This window comes from Nocardiopsis yanglingensis (assembly GCF_045809185.1).
Lineage (GTDB): Bacteria > Pseudomonadota > Gammaproteobacteria > Xanthomonadales > Xanthomonadaceae > Stenotrophomonas > Stenotrophomonas yanglingensis.
The window spans coordinates 43043-60664 of record NZ_JBJNRH010000016.1; the positions used below are offsets into that span (position 1 = coordinate 43043).

The following is a 17622-nucleotide window of genomic DNA, read 5'->3' on the forward strand; positions in this document are numbered from 1 at the left end:
TACCAACGGATGATGAGGACAACGGATGTTCCAGACGCAATGGCACCTGTGGTTGCAGCACACTTTCGACACCGGCTGGTTCCTGTCGGTGATGCAGTTCATCAGCCTGCTCGGTTACGAGATGGCCTATACCGCGCTGATCCTGGTGTGCGCGTTCGGTGCGCGCCTGCGCGCCGGCCTCTGCGTGATGCTGGCGGTGCTGCTGATGGCCTGCGCCACCCATGCGATCAAACAGAGCGCCGCCCTGCCCCGTCCCTCCGACGTGGATGCAGCGGTACTGGACAAGGGCGAGCCTTCGCACCCGTTCGTGGTGGATGGTGGCGGCCACACGTTCTGGTCGCTGCCCGATGCGAAGGCCACGGCGATGCTGCGGGCCCAGCCGCACGCCGACTATGGCTTCAACAGCGGCCACGTGGGCATCACCACTGCAGCGGGTGTTGCCCTGCTGCTGGCGTTCGGCATCCGCCGCCGTTGGCTGCGCTGGACGCTGGTGCTGGGCTGGCCCCTGCTGATGGCGATCTCGCGCATGTATCTGGGCCGGCACTTCCTGGCCGATGTGCTGGCCGGGTGGCTGATCGGCCTCGGGGTGGCCGTGCTGGCGTGGCAGTTGATGCCGGGACTGCGTGGAGAGAGGCGCTGGCAGCTGCCGGTGCTGCTGGGCCTGGGCGTGATGCTGGCATGGGCTTCGCTGTGGACGCCCCTGGTGCCGCTGGGCGAAGCTTCGCGCCTGTTGGCGTTGGCGCTGCTGGTGGCGTGGCTGCAGTGGCGCGGCTGGCCGGCAGACCCGCAGGGTATCGTGCAGCGGGTGCTGGGCGTGGTGGTGGTCTACCTGCTGGCGCGGCCGGTGATTGGTTGGTTCGCAGACATCATTCCGCTGCCGGATGCGCCGGTTACGGAGTTGCTGTGGCACACCGTCGGCACGCTGCTGATTCTCGGTGGCGGCGTGGCACTGGCACGGTGGATTCCGCGCCAGCACCTGCCGAAAGTCGAAGACGTGCAGTAGATCCACGCCATGCGTGGATAGGCCATCCCGACTCCAACCAAAAGCCACGCATGGCGTGGCTCTACTTCAATCGGGTAGATCCGCGCCCTGCGCGGACAGGCCCTTCCCCGACCGTGCAGTCGCCCTGCATGGCCCGGCGCTACCGCACCTCGAACTCGCCCACCAGCACAGTCTCGGCGCGGTCCTTCAGTCGCATCGTGACCATCTGGTCCTTCTGCTTCGGCGTGCCCCAGTGCGTGGTCAGCCGCAGCATCAGGGTCGTCGCACCAGTCACCAGCTGCTGGCGGCTGCCGAAGTAATTGGCCTCCACCTTGTACTTGCCGGGCTTGGCGTTGCGCAGCGAGAACTGCTCGGGACCATAGCCGCCGGTGAAGTCCTGCGACATCTGTCCACCCTGATAGGTCAGGCGGTTGCCGTAGTACGCGCGCTCGCCGTTCGGGTCGGTCACCCACAGGTCCATGTCGCTGTTGTCCGCATCCCACGACAGCACCACGCGCAGGTCCAGCGGCATCGCCTGCAGCAAGCGCGGGTCGATGCTGCGGGTATCCAGCCGTGTCGTGCTGCGTGCCACCAGGTTGGTCAACTCGTCCAATGCGATCAGGGCGATGCCGTCGAAGCGGTTGTCCCACGGCCGCACCACCACCTGGTACAGCGGCGCCAACGCCTGCTGCGGCTTGCCTGCAGCCGCCAGTGCCAGGCCAAGATCGCGGAAGCTCTGCGGTTCTTCCTGGCCCATCGCCAGCACCTGCTCGAACACCGGCACCGCCAGTGCCGGGGCGTCAGCCTGCATCAACCGGTAGCCGAGCACGCGCAGCAGATGGCGGTTGTCCAGGTCCATCTCGGCCAGGTTCGACAGCACACGCAGTGCCAGCTCGCGCTGGCCCTGCTCCAGCAACAGATCGGCCACGTCGAGGAAGAACGCGCTGCTGTCGGCATGTGCGTCACGCTCGGCCAGGTAGCGGTCATACAGTTGCGCCGCCGGGCCCTGGCGCAGCCGCCGGGCGATGGCCGAGTCCGGCTGCCACGCTGCCAGCTGGATGCCGAGCTCCCCATTGTTGGCGGCGGATGCAGCGACAACGCTGCCGGTGAGCGCGACCACATCCAGCGCTTTGTTCGATGCGGACGTTGAGCGACGTGCACGCGCACTGCTGGCTTCCATGCGCTGCTCGGCAGCGGCGGCCATCGGTGCCGGGGCGGGCGGTGCCGCAGGGGCCGGCGCGGCGAGCATCGCCATCGGCGCCGAGTCCATCGCGTATTCCGCGGATGCAACTTCCAGCGCCCTGCCCTTCAACTGCGGCGGCGCACCCTTCGGCCAGCTGCGGTTCCACCACTGCTGGCGTTCCTTCCAACGTGCGGCAACCTGGTCCAGGCGCTGGCGATCAGCAGCGGCGCGATCACCTACCTGCACTGCAAACCTGGCGTCGTACTCGGCGCGCAGCTTGCCCGAAGGGCGGATCGCGTAGCGCAGGTAGTCCTCCAGCGTTTCCAGCACGATCAGCGAGGTGTCCGGACCGACCAGGCCAAACTGCTGCGACAGCATTTGCATAGCCTCGCGGTTGCCTCGACGGTCGGCGCCGAGTTGCTGCAGACGGGCCTGCGCCCACAAGCCGGCCAGTAGTTCACCGTCGTCACTCTTCTGCGTTGCCGGCAGCGCCTGCCATTCACCGCCGCCCACGCGCACCCGCATCGGCACGCCGTCCGCCGCAAGGCGGGCATGCAGCCATAGCCAGCCTTCGGCCTCGCTGCGACGATCGATCACAACATCCTGTACGCCACGGCCCGCATCGACCTGCACGTCCAACGGCGACGACAGCAGTTCGCGAGCGGCCGCATCAACATCCTTGCCCAGCGCGACAAAGCGACCGCCATGCGCTTCGCTCCAGCCGCGCAGGCGCACTGCATCGGTTCGCGCACCAGCACTGCTGACCGCGAACAGGCGCTGCTGCGGTGCGAGTGCTGGCAATGCTTCCGGTCCATAGGTCAGCAGGCCATCGCTGACCAGCAGGTACTCCTTCACGCTCGGTTGCGGCTGCCACTGCGCCAGCGCGCTGGCACCGTCGGGACGTACGGCCTGGAGTGCTGCACGCAGCTCGCTCCAGTTGCCTGCACGGACACGGAAGCGACGCATGGGTTCGGCACGGTCACGCAGCACGGTCAACGCCACGGTGCCGTCACCCATCGCTGCGAAGTAGCGATCCAGCAGCGCGAACTCACGTGTGCGATCGCGCTGGCCCGCCGAACCGGAGCCATCCCACAGCAGGCCGATCTCGCTGGGCAACGTGCGGGGCGCGCTGCCGGGCGATACCGGCAGCTGCGCCAACAGGTAGTGCCCGTCCTGCCAGGGCGCCACCTGCACCTGTGCCTGGCGGGCTGCGGGCAGGCTCCACTGCAGCTGCGTCGGCAGCTGCGCGCCCCTGCCCTGCCAGTGCAGCTGGCCCGCGTTGATGCGGAACGGAGCCGTACCTGCGGTGGCCGCTTCCGGCGCCTGCAGCTTCAGCTCAACCGATGCAGCGCCAGCGGCGAACTGCAGCGGCAGCGTCCACTGCCAGCCCTGGCCGGCGAAGGCCAGCGGTTCGCGAATCACCAGCTGCACGCGTCGGCTGCCACCGGCCGGCAGCGGATAGATACGCAGGCGGAACTGGTTGCCGGCAGTCTGTTCCAGCAGCCCCGGGTCGACGCCACGGCGTGCGATCTCTTCGAACACCTGGCGGCCGCGGTCCTTGGGCACCGGCACCGCATCGCGCAGTTCACCGTTGATGTCCAGCGCGAAGCCGCTGATCTGCTGGCCATCGGCCAGCGGGAACTGCAGCTCGCCCTCCAGCACGCGCCGGTTCGGGTTGTGGAACTCCAGGGTGATCCGGGTCTGGGCGACGCCTGCCTGGACCTCGCCTTCGATGCGGGCTTGCCGCAATTGAACCGGTTGCTCGGCGGCGGGCGCAATCAACAGCGGGGTGGTGATTTGCGGCCTGGCAATACGTGGCGACTGAGCGCCGGCAGGCCCTACCACGAGGGCCAGCAACAACACAGCGCAGCAACGGACGAAGACCATGACAGGGCTCCAGTGGGATCGTGGACGTTTGAACGCACGGACAGCCGGAATGGGGTTGGACCGTGCGCGTCTTTTCTTTGCCCCCACCCACAGGCACCATGCCCCACTCTCCCACACGCGCAAGGATGCCGATGCGATTGCCCCTGCTGGCCACTCTGTTGGTCCTTGCCTGCCCCGTGACCGCCCTTGCTGCGGCTCCGGCCAAGAGCCTGTATTTCCAGCACCACGACTGGGTCGTAGCCTGTGACAACACCCTGACCTGCCGCGCGGCCGGCTACGCCGCCGACGATGACAGCACCCTGAGTGTGCTGCTCACCCGCAAGGGCGGCCCCGGCCAAGCCATCCAGGGCCGCCTGTCGCTGCAGCCGGAAGAAGGCCAAACCCAGCCCAAGGGCGCGCTGCATCTGCGCATCCAGCGCCAGGACCTGGGCGTACTGGCTCCCGTGAAGGGCGAAGGCACGCACAGCTTGAATGCCGCACAGACCAGCGCGGTGCTGTCCGCATTGGTGCGCGACGGTGGAATCAGCGTGACCGATGGCGCTGGCCATCGCTGGCCGCTGTCGGACAAGGGTGCCGCAGCGGTGCTGCTGAAGATCGATGAATACCAGGGCCGCCTCGGCACGCCCGGCGCCGTGATGCGCAAGGGCAGCACGCCTGAGTCCGGCGTTCCCGCCGCACTTCCGGTGCCGGTTGTGCGCAAGGCCGCTACCCTGGACTCGACCCCGGACGCCCCGGCGTTCGCGCGGCTGGCCGCCTCACCCGCCCTGCGCGCGGCACTGCGTGCCACGCTGGAGGACGACAGCTGCGAAGGTCTGCAGGAAACTGATGCCGACGTTCCGCTCAGCAACTCCCCGCTGCAGGTCCGGCGCCTGGACGCGCAGCATGTGCTGGTCACGGTCCCGTGTTGGCGCGGGGCCTACAACATCGGCGATGGCTATTGGGTCGCGCGCCCGCAGGCGCCGTTCCAGGCGCAATGGGTGACCAGCGATGCGATCGACTACGCCGACGGCCAGATCATTGCCGCGCAGAAGGGCCGCGGCCTCGCTGACTGCATGTCGCACGCAGCCTGGACGTGGGACGGGACGAACTTCATCGCGACGTCGGAGGTGGCGCCGGGTCTATGCCGGGGCGTGCCCGGTGGCACATGGGAGCTGCCAACACTCGTAGCCGAGGTCCGCTGATTCCCCCCAACCGGTAGCGCCGGGCCATGCCCGGCGAGAGCGGTACCCATTCTGCGCCCGCCGGCTACTGCCAACCGGCAGCGGATAGATTCGCGGGCGGAGCTGGTTGCCTGCGGTCTGTTTCAGCAAGACCGGATTGACACCACGGCACGCGATCTCCTCCACCACCTGACGCCCACGGTCATTAGGCACCAACGCGGCATCGCGCAGCTCACCATTGAAGTCCGGCGCGAAGCCCGTGACCCGCTGGTCATCCGTCAGCGGAAACTGCAGTTCGCCCTCCACCACGCGGTCGTTGGGTTTGTGGAACTCCAGGATGATGCGCATCTGGGCAATGCTGGCCTGAAGCGCGCTTGCAATGCGAAATTGTCGTAACTGGCCCGACTGCTCAGCGGCCGGGGCAATCAGCAGTAGGGTAAAGCCCAACGGCATGGGCAGAGGACGCGTCGGCGGCGCCGACGCTGGCATCACCATCAAGCCACGTAAAAACAAGGTCCGGCAACGGGCGAAGAGCATGACAGCGCTCCAGCCGGAGCTTGGACCTTCGAACGCACGAACTATCGGAACGAGGTTACACCGCGCGCAGCTTTTCATTGCCCTCACCCGCAGTCACGATGCCTAACTGTCCCACATCTCCAGAATTGCCGATGCGATTTGCACAGCGCATATCTCTGCTGGTCTTGGTCTGGCCCCTGGCCGCCGAAGCCGCGCCCTCGCCCAAACACTTGGAATTCTCTCATCACGACTGGTTCGTGGTCTGTGACAACACGCGGACGTGCCGCGCCGTCGGCTATCCAGCCGACGAGCAAGGCATCCTGAGCGTGCTGCTCACCCGCAAGAGCGGACCTGGACAAGCCGTCAAGGCCCGACTCTCACTGCAACCGGGCGAGAATCAGACCCAACCTAAAGGTGCGCTGCACCTACATATCCAGCAGCATAATCTGGGCGTTCTGGCACCCGCAAAGGGCGAAGGCACGCACACTTTGAATGCCGCGCAGACCAGTGCACTATTGTCTGCACTGGTGCGCGACGGTGATATCAGCGTAGCTGACGCTGCCGGCCACCGATGGCCGCTGTCGGACGAGGGTGCAGCAGCGGTGCTGCTGAAGATCGACGAATACCAGGGCCGTCTCGGAACTCCCGGGGCTGTGATGCGCAAGGGCAGGCTGCCTGAAGCCAACGTTCCTGCTGCACCCTCGATGCCGGTAGTGCACAAGGCCACTACCCCGAATCCAAACCGGCGCGACCCCGCCTTGGCGCGGCTGGCCATCTCACCGGCTCTGCGCGCGGCCCTGCTCGCCACGCCCAATGCCGATGGCTGCGAAGGCTTGATGGAGGCAGATGCCGATGCGCCGCTGACTAATTCTCCGCTGAAGGTCCGCCGCCTGGACGCACAGCATGTACTGGTCAGTGTTCCCTGCTGGCGTGCCGCCTACAACTCCGGCGACGGCTACTGGGTCGCCCGCCCACAGGCGCCGTTCCGGGCGAAGTGGGTAACCGACGAAGCGACGGGCTACGACAACGGCCAGATCACTGCTTCGAAGCTGGGGCGCAGCGTCGGCGACTGCATGTGGTCGGCAACCTGGACGTGGAACGGCACCGACTTCGTCGCTACATCTGAAATGGCAGTAGGCCTATGCCGCGGCGTACCCGGGGACACCTGGGAACTGCCTAGACTGGTCAGCGAGATCCGCTGAGCCTTTAGAAGCACTAGCGCAGGCCAATGCCCGGCGAGCGCACTCCCCATTTCAGGTCGTTCTCCTTAAATGCCCGTGTGTCGCAATTGGACCGCCTACTCAGTTATGCATCTGATCTGCAATGGCATGAATGCAATCAGCGGAGCCAACCGGGATGGCGCTACGAAAATCCGGTGCAAGGGAGCAAAAGCCAACGGCGATAAGCTCCACGATCAGCAGAAGGGCCGTCATCGCCCGGACGCATCTGAGCATGGCCTTCATCCTCCTGGCAGCGGCCGGCACGACCCACGCCGCGCCTATCAAGGGCCTCCGCTTTGACCACCACGACTGGATGCTGGCCTGCGACAACACCCGTACCTGCCGCGTCGCCGGCTACCAGGACGATGTCGGCGGCAACTTGCCGGTGTCGGTGCTGCTGACTCGCAAGGGTGGGCCCGGGCAGCCGGTCAGCGCCGAACTGATGCTGGGCCAGTACGACGATGTCAAGCTGCCGACGCGGCTGTCGCTGCAGATCAACGGCAAGGATCTGGGCGCGCTGACGATGACCAACGGCCCGGCAACGCTCTCCACGGCGCAGACGGCGGCACTGCTGGCCTCACTGACGCGCAGCAGCCGCATCGTGGCGGTCGGCAACGATGGCCAGTGCTGGACGGTGTCCGACCGTGGCGCCTCGGCAGTGCTGCTCAAGATGGACGAATTCCAAGGCCGCCTAGAGACCCCTGGCGCACTGATGCGCAAGGGATCGCGCGCCGAAGCGTCCGTACCACCCGCGCTGCCGGTGCCGACGCTGGTTCTGGCGCCACGGGTGGCGGCACGCGCCACCGACGCCGCACTGGAACACTCGCCCGCACTGCGCGCGGCGCTGGCCCAAGCCGATCCGGGCGGCAAGTGCGTCGCGCTTACGCCCGAAGGCCTGCCGATGGTGGACGGACCGCAGGAGCTGCATGTCACCCGGCTGAGCAGGACTTCCCTGCTGGTGTCTACGCTGTGCTGGCGTGGCGCCTACAACGAAGGCATCGGCTACTGGGTGGTAAACGATGCCCCGCCCTTCAAGGCCACGCTCGTGACCGCATCGGGCGGCGATGACGACGGTCGTGAGATCAATTCGGCACACAAGGGCCGCGGTTTGGGCGATTGCTGGTCAACCGCGAGTTGGGGCTGGGACGGGCGCCGATTCGTGCAGACCGAGAAAGCCACCACCGGTCTGTGCCGCCGGGTCGCCGCCGGTGGCGCCTGGCAGATGCCATCTCTGGTAACCGAGGTGAAGCCCTGAGCACGACAGGTTCAGCGCATCCACGCATGGCGTGGATCTACAAGGGCGACGTCCCCAGGCACCGCCGACGCCGTGCCGCTTGCGGCGCCCGTGCGCGAGGCGCCGCTCAGACCGGTAGGCTGTGCTCCACGATCAGCTGGATGGCGCTGCCGCCACGATAGTCATCGCAGGCCAGTCGGTAGGCCAGATGCACATGACGGCCGGGTGCGTTGCCGTGCCAGCCGCCGAAATGGATCGCGTTGATCGTGCCGGGTACACCCGGCAGGCGCAGTTCCAGCTTGAGGTGGCGTTCCTTCAGTACGCGCCAGTTGGCCACTTCGAAGTGGCCGTCGAACAGCGGCTCGGGGAAGCCCTGGCCCCACGGGCCAGCCAGGCGCAACGCATCGGCGTGACGATGGTCCAGCTCGTCGGCGGCCAGTTCGCCATCGCTCAGCACCTGCTGCTGCAGCGCCGCCGGGTCGAGCATTTCCAGCACCACGGCGACGAAGGCGGCCTTGAAGTCATCGACGTGATCCAGCCGCATGCTCAGTCCAGCCGCCATGGCATGCCCACCGAAGCGTTCGATCAGGCCCGGATGCCGCGCGTCGACCAATGCCAGTGCGTCACGGATGTGCAGGCCGGGGATCGAGCGGGCCGAGCCTCGCAAGGTGTCGGCGCCGGGTTCTGCAGGCGCGAAGGCGATCACCGGGCGATGCAGGCGATCTTTCATCTTCGAGGCGACCAGGCCGACCACGCCCGGGTGCCAGTCGGCGTCGAACAGGCAGGCCGCCACCGGTCGCTGGCCGGCCATGTCCAGCACCACGCGGGTCAACCCCTGCTCGGCGTCATCGGTCATCGACTGCTGCACTGCGCGCCGTTCCGAATTGATCTGCTCCAGCGTCTGCGCGATGTCGCGCGCCTGGCGCGGGTCTTCGGTCAGCAACAGCGCGATACCCAGCGCCATGTCTTCCAGCCGGCCCGCCGCGTTCAGGCGTGGGCCGAGTGCGAAACCAATATCGGTGGCCGTCAGTCGCGTGGCGTCACGGCCGCTGGCTTCGATCAGGGCACGCAGGCCGACACATCCCTGCCCTGCGCGCAGACGGCGCAGTCCCGCACTGACCAGTGCACGGTTGTTCGGATCCAGCGCCACCAGGTCGGCGACGGTGCCGACCGCCACCAGGTCCAGCAGCGTGGTCAGGTCAGGCCCCTTGCCATCGGCAAAGACACCGGCCTCGCGCATCCGCCGGCGCAACGCCATCAGCACGTAGAAGATCACGCCGACACCGGCCAGCGATTTGCTGGGGAAGGCATCGCCATCCAGATTCGGATCAACGATGACATCGGCCGGCGGCAGCTGCGGGCCGGGAAGATGATGGTCGGTGACCAGCACCTGCCAGCCACGCGCCTTGGCCTCAGTCACACCCGCGTGGCAGGCAATGCCGTGGTCGACCGTGACCAGCAGATCCGGCTGCAGCTCGGCCAGCTCCTCCACCAGCGACGGCGACAGGCCGTAGCCGTGCACCATGCGGTTCGGCACCGCGTGCAAGACGTGCTGTGCGCCGAGCATGCGCAGGCCACGCACGCCGACCGCACAGGCGGTGGCGCCATCGCAGTCGAAATCGCCGACCACCAGGATGCGCTTGTCGTTGGCGATGGCTTCGACCAGCAGGCTCACTGCATCGTCGATGCCGGTCAGCAGCTCGGGCGCATGCAGGCTGCCCAGCTTCGGCAGCGCCAGTTCGGGTGTGCCTGCACCACGACTGGCGTAAAGCCGCGCCAGCAGCGGCAGCGTGCCCTCCGGCCAGCTGCCGGGTGCGACCGCATCGCGACGGCGGATCATCGGCGTATCTGAGGAGGAATGCGCAGCATCGGCGGCAAGGGACATCGGCATCGCCGGGTTACGGAAGACCCGCACATCATAGCGTGCGACCTCCGCCCCGGTCGGCTGCCTCTGCGGACGCAGGTCTCTGACTCTTGACAGAGCAGTTGGTTTTCGCAGGCGCATCTTCCATGCTTGCCTGCCCTGCAACGGACATCTTCCAATGCTTCGCACTCTGCAGACCGCGCTGTTGGCGCTCGTCGTGGCCCCGGCCGCTTACGCCGCCACACCTGAGCCCAAGGCGGGGGTCGAATTCGAGCACAACGACTGGTCGCTGGCCTGTGACAACACCCGCACCTGCCGCGCGGCTGGATACAGCCCGCAAGCTGCAGGCAACCTGCTCAGTCTGATGCTGGAACGCGCAGGTGGCCCGGGCACGAAGGTGTTCGCACGGCTGCGCAATGGCGAGGACGGTGTAAGCCCAACGCCAACCGGAGCGCTGCGCCTGCGCCTGAACGGCAAGCACCTGGGCCCGGTGCGCGACACGGGCGACGGGGACAAAGAGTTGTTGCAGCAGGCACAGACCGATGCACTGGTCGCCGCACTGCCCCGCCAGGCACGCATCGAGATCATCGACGGCAAGGGCAAGGTCTGGCCGATCTCCGACAGCGGTGCAGCGGCCGTACTGCTGAAGATGGACGAGGCACAGGGCCGGCTGGGCACGCCGGGTGCGCTGGTGCGACGCGGCCACAAGGCCGAAGCGAACGTGCCTGCGGCATTGCCGGTGCCGGCGATCATGCGCGGCACGCTGGTGGAACCGCGCGCCGCGGACGCGGCGCTGGCGAAAGCGCCGGGCCTGCGCAAGGCGCTGATCGGCAGCTTGCCGAAGCCGGATGTGTGCGGTCGCCTGAGCGATGGGGGGAAAGATGAGATCGAGATCCAGCGACTGGACGCCCAGCATGTGCTGGCAAGCACCAGCTGCTTCGTGGGGCCCTACAACATGAGCAACGGCTACTGGGTGGTGCGAGACAAATCGCCGTACCAGGCGACCTTTGTCACCGACCTGGCCGAAGATTTTGACCGCGATGACGCTACGTTGCGAGGCCGTTTCCGGGGCCGCGGTGTCGGCGATTGCATCTCCGCAAATGACTGGGTCTGGGACGGCGAGCGCTTCGTGAAGAGCAGCGATTTCACGACGGGCCAGTGTCGCAATATGCTCGGCGGGCACTGGACGCTGCCGACGGTGGTCAGCGAGGTTCGTTGATGCCGGCAGGGCTTCGCCCGTTACCTGCGGTAGTGCCGGGCGCTGGCCGGCAACCCCGGCAAACATCGGGGGTCCGAGCCGTTTTCCGATGGAAAACGGATCCGACCCCGCTCAATCGTGAAGCTGACGCGGCTTCTTCCAGAACTGCCAGCGCTGGCCACGATCCAGCTGGAACTGCTGACCATCCTCGAAATCCAGCACCAGCCGCTGCAGCTCGCCACGCTTCAGCGCGGCCAGCAGCGGACGGATCGCATCATTGCCGAGCTGCTGCAGGGAGCGCAGCTGGCGCAGGTCGACCAGTGCATCCACCGCCTGCTCGCCATCCACGGCTACGCCTGCCGCCAGAGCCAGACCCTGCAGCAGGGCATCACGACTGCGCACCTGTGCGTGCGGCGTACTGACCGACACCGGCATCACGCCACCGCCCCAGAACCACAGCGAATTGATCGGCTGTTGTCCCTGCGCGGCGCGCTGCTGGTTCCAGGAATGATTGTGCAGCAGCACCTGCGCCTCGGTCATCAGCGCCCGCCAGCGGCGGCCACCCTCGCCTTCCGGCAGGTGCGAGAACAGGTCATCGCCCAGCACCTCGTCCGGACTGTCGAAGTCCGGCAGGGCCAGGTCGATCGGAAGCCGCAGGTACCAGCGCGAAGGGTCCGGTGCGTCGAGCACGAACCCGGCATCGGCGAACAACGGCTGCAGCACCGGCAGCAACGCCAGGCTGTCGGCCAGGGTCGGCCGCAGTGTTTCGCCATAGGCCATCATCCGCGCGCCGTGCATGTCCGGCACCATGCAGGCCGGATCGGCACGCAGCCAGCTCGCGCCGGCAGCATCGCCGGCGTCACGCTGGCGGCTCAGTGCGGCCACCGGCCAGTGCGGCGCGGCGACCGTGAAATGGCGCTGCAGCTGTGCCCGCTCGCCGGCTTCAAACTGCGAGGCGTTGGCGCGGCCCAGGGCACGCGCCACGTCATCAGGCAGCGCAGCCGCGGCAAAGCGGCTGCGTGCCGGCAACAGCAGGGTCGCCGTTGCCACCGGGTCAGTCCACGTAGCTGACGCTGACGATCTCGTACTCGCGCTGGCCGGCCGGGGCGTCGATCACGATCGAATCGCCTTCCAGCTTGCCGATCATCGCGCGTGCCACCGGCGAGGAAATCGCGATCAGGCCCAGCTTGATGTCTGCTTCCAGGTCACCGACGATCTGGTACTTCTTCTCTTCGTCGGTTTCCACGTCGGCCAGGGTCACGCTGGCACCGAACACCACCTTGGAGCCGGCGTTGAGCTTGCTCACGTCGATGATCTCGGCGTGCGACAGCTCGCCTTCCAGCTGCTTGATGCGGCCTTCGATGAAGCCCTGTTCCTCGCGCGCGGCGTGGTACTCGGCGTTCTCCTTCAGGTCGCCATGCTCACGTGCTTCAGCGATCGCGGCGATCACCTTCGGGCGCTTGACCGACTTCAGGTGATCCAGTTCGTCGCGCAGCTTCTGCGCGCCCTTCATCGTGATGGGGGCTCTCATGCATTCAACTCCTTGTGCAGCTCCTGCAGCGACCAGACGGGGCCGGTGCCGCGGAATTCCAGTGAATCCACCAGCGCCTTGGCGCCGGCAATGGTGGTCGAGTAGGTGACGCGGTGCTGCAGCGCCTCGCGACGGATCGAGAACGAGTCGTTGATCGCCGAACGACCTTCGGTCGTGTTGACGATGTAGACGATCTCGCCGTTCTTGATCGAGTCGACGATGTGCGGACGGCCCTCGACCACCTTGTTGATGATCTCGCAGTCCATGCCGTGCTGCTGCAGCCACGCGGCGGTGCCGCGGGTGGCGACCAGGCTGTAGCCACGCGCCAGCAGTGCCTTGGCCACCGGCAGCACGCGCTTCTTGTCCGGATCGCGGACCGAGACGAAGGCCTTGCCGACCGGCGGCGCCTTGATGCCACCCGCTTCCTGCGCACGCGCGAAGGCGGCGTTGAAGGTGCGGCCCACGCCCATCACCTCACCGGTGGAGCGCATCTCCGGCCCGAGGATCGGGTCGACGCCCTGGAACTTGGCGAACGGGAAGATCGCTTCCTTCACCGAGTAGTAGTCCGGCACGATTTCCTTGGTCGCGCCCTGCTCGGCCAGCGTCTTGCCGGCCATGCAGCGGGCGGCGATCTTGGCCAACGGCATGCCGGTGGCCTTGGACACGAACGGCACGGTGCGCGAGGCACGCGGGTTCACTTCCAGCAGGTAGATGGTGTCGGCACCTTCATCGCTGGTCTGGATCGCGAACTGGGTGTTCATCAGGCCGACCACGTTCAGGGCCTTGGCCAGCTCCACCACCTGGCGGCGCAGTTCGGCCTGGGTTTCAGCCGACAGCGAGTACGGCGGCAGCGAGCACGAGGAATCGCCCGAGTGCACGCCGGCTTCTTCAATGTGCTCCATCACGCCGCCGATCAGGACGTTGCCCTGCGCATCGGCAATGATGTCGACGTCGCACTCGACGGCGTTGTCGAGGAAGCGGTCCAGCAGCACCGGCGAATCGTTGGACACCTTCACCGCGTCGCGCACGTAGCGGGCCAGGTCGGCTTCGCCGTAGACGATCTCCATCGCACGGCCGCCCAGCACGTAGCTCGGGCGCACCACCAGCGGGTAGCCGATCTCGCGGGCCAGCAGCAGGGCTTCCTGGTCGTTGCGGGCGATGCGGTTCGGCGGCTGCTTCAGGCCCAGCTTGTCGACCAGCTGCTGGAAGCGCTCGCGGTCTTCGGCCAGGTCGATGGAGTCCGGGCTGGTGCCGATCACCGGCACGCCGTTGGCTTCCAGCGCGCGCGCCAACTTCAGCGGGGTCTGGCCGCCGTACTGCACGATCACGCCCTTCGGCTGTTCCAGTTCGACGATTTCCAGCACGTCTTCCAGGGTCAGCGGTTCGAAGTACAGGCGGTCGGAGGTGTCGTAGTCGGTCGACACGGTTTCCGGGTTGCAGTTGACCATGATGGTTTCATAACCATCCTCGCGCAGCGCCAGTGCAGCGTGCACGCAGCAGTAGTCGAACTCGATGCCCTGGCCGATGCGGTTCGGGCCACCGCCGAGGATCATGATCTTGTCGCGGTTGCTCGGCGCGGCCTCGCACTCGTCCTCGTAGGTCGAGTACAGGTAGGCAGTGCCGGTGGAGAACTCACCGGCGCAGGAATCGACGCGCTTGTAGACCGGACGCACCTTGTGCGCACGACGCAGCGCGCGGATGGCGGCTTCGTTGGTGCCGGTCAGCTGCGCCAGGCGGGCGTCGGAGAAGCCAGCGCGCTTCAGCTTGCGCAGGCGGGCGGCGTCCAGCGCGTCGATGCCACCGGCAGCGACGTCAGCTTCGGCCGCGATGATTTCCTCGATCTGGTCCAGGAACCAGTGGTCGATGAACGACAGTGCGTAGATCTCCTCCACGCTCATGCCGGCGCGGAACGCATCGGCGACGAAGAACAGGCGCTCCGGGCCCGGGGCCTTCAGCTCGCGGCGCAGGGTCTGCAGGTCTTCTTCATTGCTCAGGTCCAGGCCGGTCGGGTCGAAGCCGACCTTGCCGGTTTCCAGGCCACGCAGGGCCTTCTGCACCGACTCCTGGAAGGTGCGGCCCATCGCCATCACCTCGCCCACCGACTTCATCTGGGTGGTCAGGCGGGCATCGGCTGCCGGGAACTTCTCGAAGGCGAAGCGCGGGATCTTGGTGACGACGTAGTCGATGGACGGCTCGAACGAGGCCGGGGTCAGGCCACCGGTGATTTCGTTCTTCAGTTCGTCCAGAGTGTAGCCCACGGCCAGCTTGGCGGCGACCTTGGCGATCGGGAAGCCGGTAGCCTTGGAGGCCAGTGCCGAGGAACGCGACACGCGCGGGTTCATCTCGATGACGACCACGCGACCGGTCTTCGGGTTGATGCCGAACTGCACGTTCGAGCCACCGGTATCGACGCCGATCTTGCGCAGCACGGCGATGGAGGCATCGCGCAGACGCTGGTATTCCTTGTCGGTCAGGGTCTGCGCCGGGGCCACGGTGATCGAGTCACCGGTGTGCACGCCCATCGGATCCAGGTTCTCGATCGAGCAGACGATGATGCAGTTGTCCGCGGTGTCGCGGACCACTTCCATCTCGAACTCCTTCCAGCCCAGCACCGACTCTTCCACCAGCACTTCGGTGGTGGGCGACAGTTCCAGGCCGCGGCTGACGATCTCGACCAGCTCTTCGCGGTTGTAGGCGATGCCGCCACCGCTGCCACCCAGGGTGAAGCTCGGGCGGATGATGGTCGGATAGCCGACGCGGGTCTGGATCTCCAGCGCTTCGTCCAGGGTGTGGGCAACGGCGGCGGTCGGGCACTCCAGGCCGATCTCACCCATGGCGACGCGGAACAGCTCGCGGTCTTCGGCCATGCGGATCGCTTCGCGCTTGGCGCCGATCAGTTCGACGTTGTACTTCTCCAGCACGCCGTTATCGGCCAGGTCCAGCGCGCAGTTCAGCGCGGTCTGGCCACCCATGGTCGGCAGCAGTGCATCGGGCTTTTCCTTGGCGATGATCTTCTCGACCGTCTGCCAGTTGATCGGCTCGATGTAGACGGCGTCGGCCATCTCCGGGTCGGTCATGATCGTGGCCGGGTTGCTGTTGACCAGCACCACGCGGTAACCCTCGTCACGCAGGGCCTTGCAGGCCTGGGCGCCGGAGTAGTCGAACTCGCAGGCCTGGCCGATGACGATCGGGCCAGCACCGATGATGAGGATGGTCTTGAGGTCAGTGCGCTTGGGCATTTTCTTCTCTAAGTCAGTACAGCGTGACAAGGGGGGTGATCGCACGCTGTCGATCAGGAATCTTGATCCGCAGCACCGCGCCAGTGGCAGCAGCGATGCGGGGTTTACGGTCCATCGCGACGCCACCGGCGGGCCGGCGGCGTACTGATCACGCCTTGGCTTGCTCCATCAGCACCACGAAGCGGTCGAACAGCGGACCGACATCGGTCGGGCCGGGCGACGCTTCCGGATGGCCCTGGAACGAGAACGCCGGCACGTCGGTGCGGGCCACGCCCTGGTTGGTGCCGTCGAACAGCGAGCGGTGGGTCACGCGCAGGGTCGCCGGCAGGGTCGCTTCATCGATCGCGAAGCCGTGGTTCTGCGAGGTGATCATCACCCGGCCGCTGTCCAGGTCCTGCACCGGGTGGTTGGCACCGTGGTGGCCGTGGCCCATCTTCATGGTCTGTGCGCCCGAGGCCAGGCCCAGCAGCTGGTGGCCCAGGCAGATGCCGAAGGTCGGGATCTTCACGTCGATGAAGGTCCTGATCGCTTCGATGGCGTAGTCGCACGGTTCCGGGTCACCCGGGCCGTTGGACAGGAACACGCCGTCCGGCTTCAGCGCCAGCACTTCGGCAGCCGGGGTCTGCGCCGGCACCACCGTCACTTCGCAGCCACGCTCGGCCAGCATGCGCAGGATGTTGGTCTTCACGCCGAAATCGTAGGCCACGACCTTGAACTTCGCCGGCACGCTGACGAAGGCGTTGGCGTCCAGGTCCAGCTGGCCCTCGGTCCAGGTGTAGGTCTTCTCGGTAGTGACGACCTTGGCCAGATCCATGCCCTTCAGCCCCGGGAACTTGCGGGCAGCTTCCAGTGCCTTTTCCACGTCGATGTCACCGGCCATCAGCGCACCGTTCTGCGCGCCCTTCTCGCGCAGGATGCGGGTCAGCTTGCGGGTGTCGATGCCGGCGATGGCGACCACGCCACGCTGAATCAGCCAGTCCTGCAGCGACACCTGGCTGCGCCAGTTGCTGGGACGGCGGGGAACGTCGCGCACGATCAGGCCGGCCGACCACACCTTGGACGCTTCATTGTCCTGGTCGGTCATGCCGGTGTTACCGATATGCGGATAGGTCAGCGTGACCATCTGCCGGGCGTAGGACGGGTCGGTCAGCACTTCCTGGTAGCCGGTCATGGCGGTGTTGAACACCACCTCACCGACGGACAGGCCGGGCGCGCCTACGGATTCGCCCTCGAATACGGTGCCGTCTTCGAGGACGAGGATTGCGGCTTGGGTCACGGGAATCTCACTTTGGCTACCGAGGGGGCTGCCGAAGTCACGCCTGCGCTTCACGGAAATCCGGTTGCAAAAAAGCGCGGACGTGCGGTCTGGGACCGGTCCGGCTTTCGTGATTCGGCGAGTGCGAATTGTAGCGCTGCCGGGGCGCTCGCGCCAGCGGTTATCGCACTTGATGAACAGGCGATTGCGCATTCATTTCAATCCGGCGGCGTATGCGGGGTCCGCCGCCTGGTAGTGGCGGGCGGGGGGGGGGGCCGCCCCCCCCCCCGGGCCCCCCCCCCGGGGGGGGGCCCGGCCCGCCCCCCCCCCCCACACACCCCACGCCCCCCCCC

At 66.9% G+C, this 17622-nt stretch carries 12 protein-coding genes; 5 read left to right on the top strand and 7 right to left on the bottom strand.

Going from position 1 to position 17622, the window contains the following annotated elements; all coding sequences use genetic code 11:
• Positions 1-25: 25 nt before the first annotated feature.
• Positions 26-1003: a phosphatase PAP2 family protein gene (locus ACJ7C5_RS17950; RefSeq protein ID WP_412704688.1), complete on the top strand. Its 978-nt coding sequence runs from the start codon at positions 26-28 to the stop codon at positions 1001-1003.
• Between the two features lie 139 nt (positions 1004-1142).
• Here the strand turns inward: ACJ7C5_RS17950 and ACJ7C5_RS17955 are convergent, their stop codons facing one another.
• On the bottom strand, positions 1143-3947 hold the full coding sequence (locus ACJ7C5_RS17955; protein ID WP_412704689.1) for a VIT domain-containing protein: 2805 nt from the start codon (positions 3945-3947) through the stop codon (positions 1143-1145).
• A 236-nt stretch (positions 3948-4183) separates the two neighbouring features.
• Between ACJ7C5_RS17955 and ACJ7C5_RS17960 the strand changes: the two genes are divergently transcribed.
• Positions 4184-5233, top strand: coding sequence for a DUF1176 domain-containing protein (locus tag ACJ7C5_RS17960; RefSeq protein WP_412704690.1), 1050 nt, complete (start codon positions 4184-4186; stop codon positions 5231-5233).
• Here the strand turns inward: ACJ7C5_RS17960 and ACJ7C5_RS17965 are convergent.
• Positions 5171-5749 carry a VIT domain-containing protein gene (locus ACJ7C5_RS17965; RefSeq protein ID WP_412704691.1) on the bottom strand — a complete coding sequence of 193 codons (579 nt, stop codon included), beginning with the start codon at positions 5747-5749 and terminating at the stop codon, positions 5171-5173. The genes ACJ7C5_RS17960 and ACJ7C5_RS17965 overlap by 63 nt on opposite strands.
• A gap of 131 nt (positions 5750-5880) precedes the next feature.
• Between ACJ7C5_RS17965 and ACJ7C5_RS17970 the strand changes: the two genes are divergently transcribed.
• Both ACJ7C5_RS17970 and ACJ7C5_RS17975 read left to right on the top strand, forming a co-directional pair.
• Complete coding sequence (locus tag ACJ7C5_RS17970) at positions 5881-6930, top strand: DUF1176 domain-containing protein (RefSeq protein WP_412704692.1); 1050 nt, start codon at positions 5881-5883, stop codon at positions 6928-6930.
• A 154-nt stretch (positions 6931-7084) separates the two neighbouring features.
• Positions 7085-8203 carry a DUF1176 domain-containing protein gene (locus ACJ7C5_RS17975; protein ID WP_412704693.1) on the top strand — a complete coding sequence of 373 codons (1119 nt, stop codon included), beginning with the start codon at positions 7085-7087 and terminating at the stop codon, positions 8201-8203.
• Between the two features lie 106 nt (positions 8204-8309).
• On the opposite strand, the gene recJ is transcribed toward ACJ7C5_RS17975, so the two are convergent.
• On the bottom strand, positions 8310-10067 hold the full coding sequence (gene recJ, locus ACJ7C5_RS17980) for a single-stranded-DNA-specific exonuclease RecJ (protein ID WP_412704694.1): 1758 nt from the start codon (positions 10065-10067) through the stop codon (positions 8310-8312).
• A 157-nt stretch (positions 10068-10224) separates the two neighbouring features.
• Between recJ and ACJ7C5_RS17985 the strand changes: the two genes are divergently transcribed.
• Positions 10225-11265: a DUF1176 domain-containing protein gene (locus tag ACJ7C5_RS17985; protein WP_412704695.1), complete on the top strand. Its 1041-nt coding sequence runs from the start codon at positions 10225-10227 to the stop codon at positions 11263-11265.
• 111 nt (positions 11266-11376) lie between these two features.
• Here ACJ7C5_RS17985 and ACJ7C5_RS17990 read toward each other — a convergent pair whose 3' ends face one another.
• The 4 genes from ACJ7C5_RS17990 to carA all read right to left on the bottom strand — a co-directional run bounded on the left by ACJ7C5_RS17990 (position 11377) and on the right by carA (position 17290).
• Entirely contained in the window at positions 11377-12294 is a 918-nt protein-coding gene (locus ACJ7C5_RS17990) for a phosphoglycerate mutase (RefSeq protein WP_164080825.1), read from the bottom strand.
• A gap of 4 nt (positions 12295-12298) precedes the next feature.
• Positions 12299-12775: a transcription elongation factor GreA gene (gene greA, locus ACJ7C5_RS17995; RefSeq protein WP_005416377.1), complete on the bottom strand. Its 477-nt coding sequence runs from the start codon at positions 12773-12775 to the stop codon at positions 12299-12301.
• Positions 12772-16014 (bottom strand): carbamoyl-phosphate synthase large subunit, encoded by a 3243-nt coding sequence (carB, locus tag ACJ7C5_RS18000; RefSeq protein ID WP_071229307.1) that lies wholly within the window; start codon positions 16012-16014, stop codon positions 12772-12774. The genes greA and carB overlap by 4 nt, the downstream gene beginning before the upstream one ends.
• A 148-nt stretch (positions 16015-16162) precedes the next feature.
• The gene (carA, locus tag ACJ7C5_RS18005; RefSeq protein ID WP_088025847.1) at positions 16163-17290 is read right to left on the bottom strand and encodes a glutamine-hydrolyzing carbamoyl-phosphate synthase small subunit; all 1128 of its coding nucleotides are present in this window, start codon (positions 17288-17290) and stop codon (positions 16163-16165) included.
• Between the last annotated feature and the right edge of the window lie 332 nt (positions 17291-17622).

Excerpts from the sequence above, each read along its gene's own strand:
- ACJ7C5_RS17950 (WP_412704688.1), top strand. The coding sequence starts at position 26 with ATGTTCCAGACGCAATGGCACCTGTGGTTGCAGCACACTTTCGACACC.
- ACJ7C5_RS17960 (WP_412704690.1), top strand. The coding sequence starts at position 4,184 with ATGCGATTGCCCCTGCTGGCCACTCTGTTGGTCCTTGCCTGCCCCGTG.
- ACJ7C5_RS17965 (WP_412704691.1), bottom strand. The coding sequence starts at position 5,749 with ATGCTCTTCGCCCGTTGCCGGACCTTGTTTTTACGTGGCTTGATGGTG.
- ACJ7C5_RS17970 (WP_412704692.1), top strand. The coding sequence starts at position 5,881 with ATGCGATTTGCACAGCGCATATCTCTGCTGGTCTTGGTCTGGCCCCTG.
- ACJ7C5_RS17975 (WP_412704693.1), top strand. The coding sequence starts at position 7,085 with ATGGCGCTACGAAAATCCGGTGCAAGGGAGCAAAAGCCAACGGCGATA.
- recJ (WP_412704694.1), bottom strand. The coding sequence starts at position 10,067 with ATGTCCCTTGCCGCCGATGCTGCGCATTCCTCCTCAGATACGCCGATG.
- ACJ7C5_RS17985 (WP_412704695.1), top strand. The coding sequence starts at position 10,225 with ATGCTTCGCACTCTGCAGACCGCGCTGTTGGCGCTCGTCGTGGCCCCG.
- greA (WP_005416377.1), bottom strand. The coding sequence starts at position 12,775 with ATGAGAGCCCCCATCACGATGAAGGGCGCGCAGAAGCTGCGCGACGAA.
- carB (WP_071229307.1), bottom strand. The coding sequence starts at position 16,014 with ATGCCCAAGCGCACTGACCTCAAGACCATCCTCATCATCGGTGCTGGC.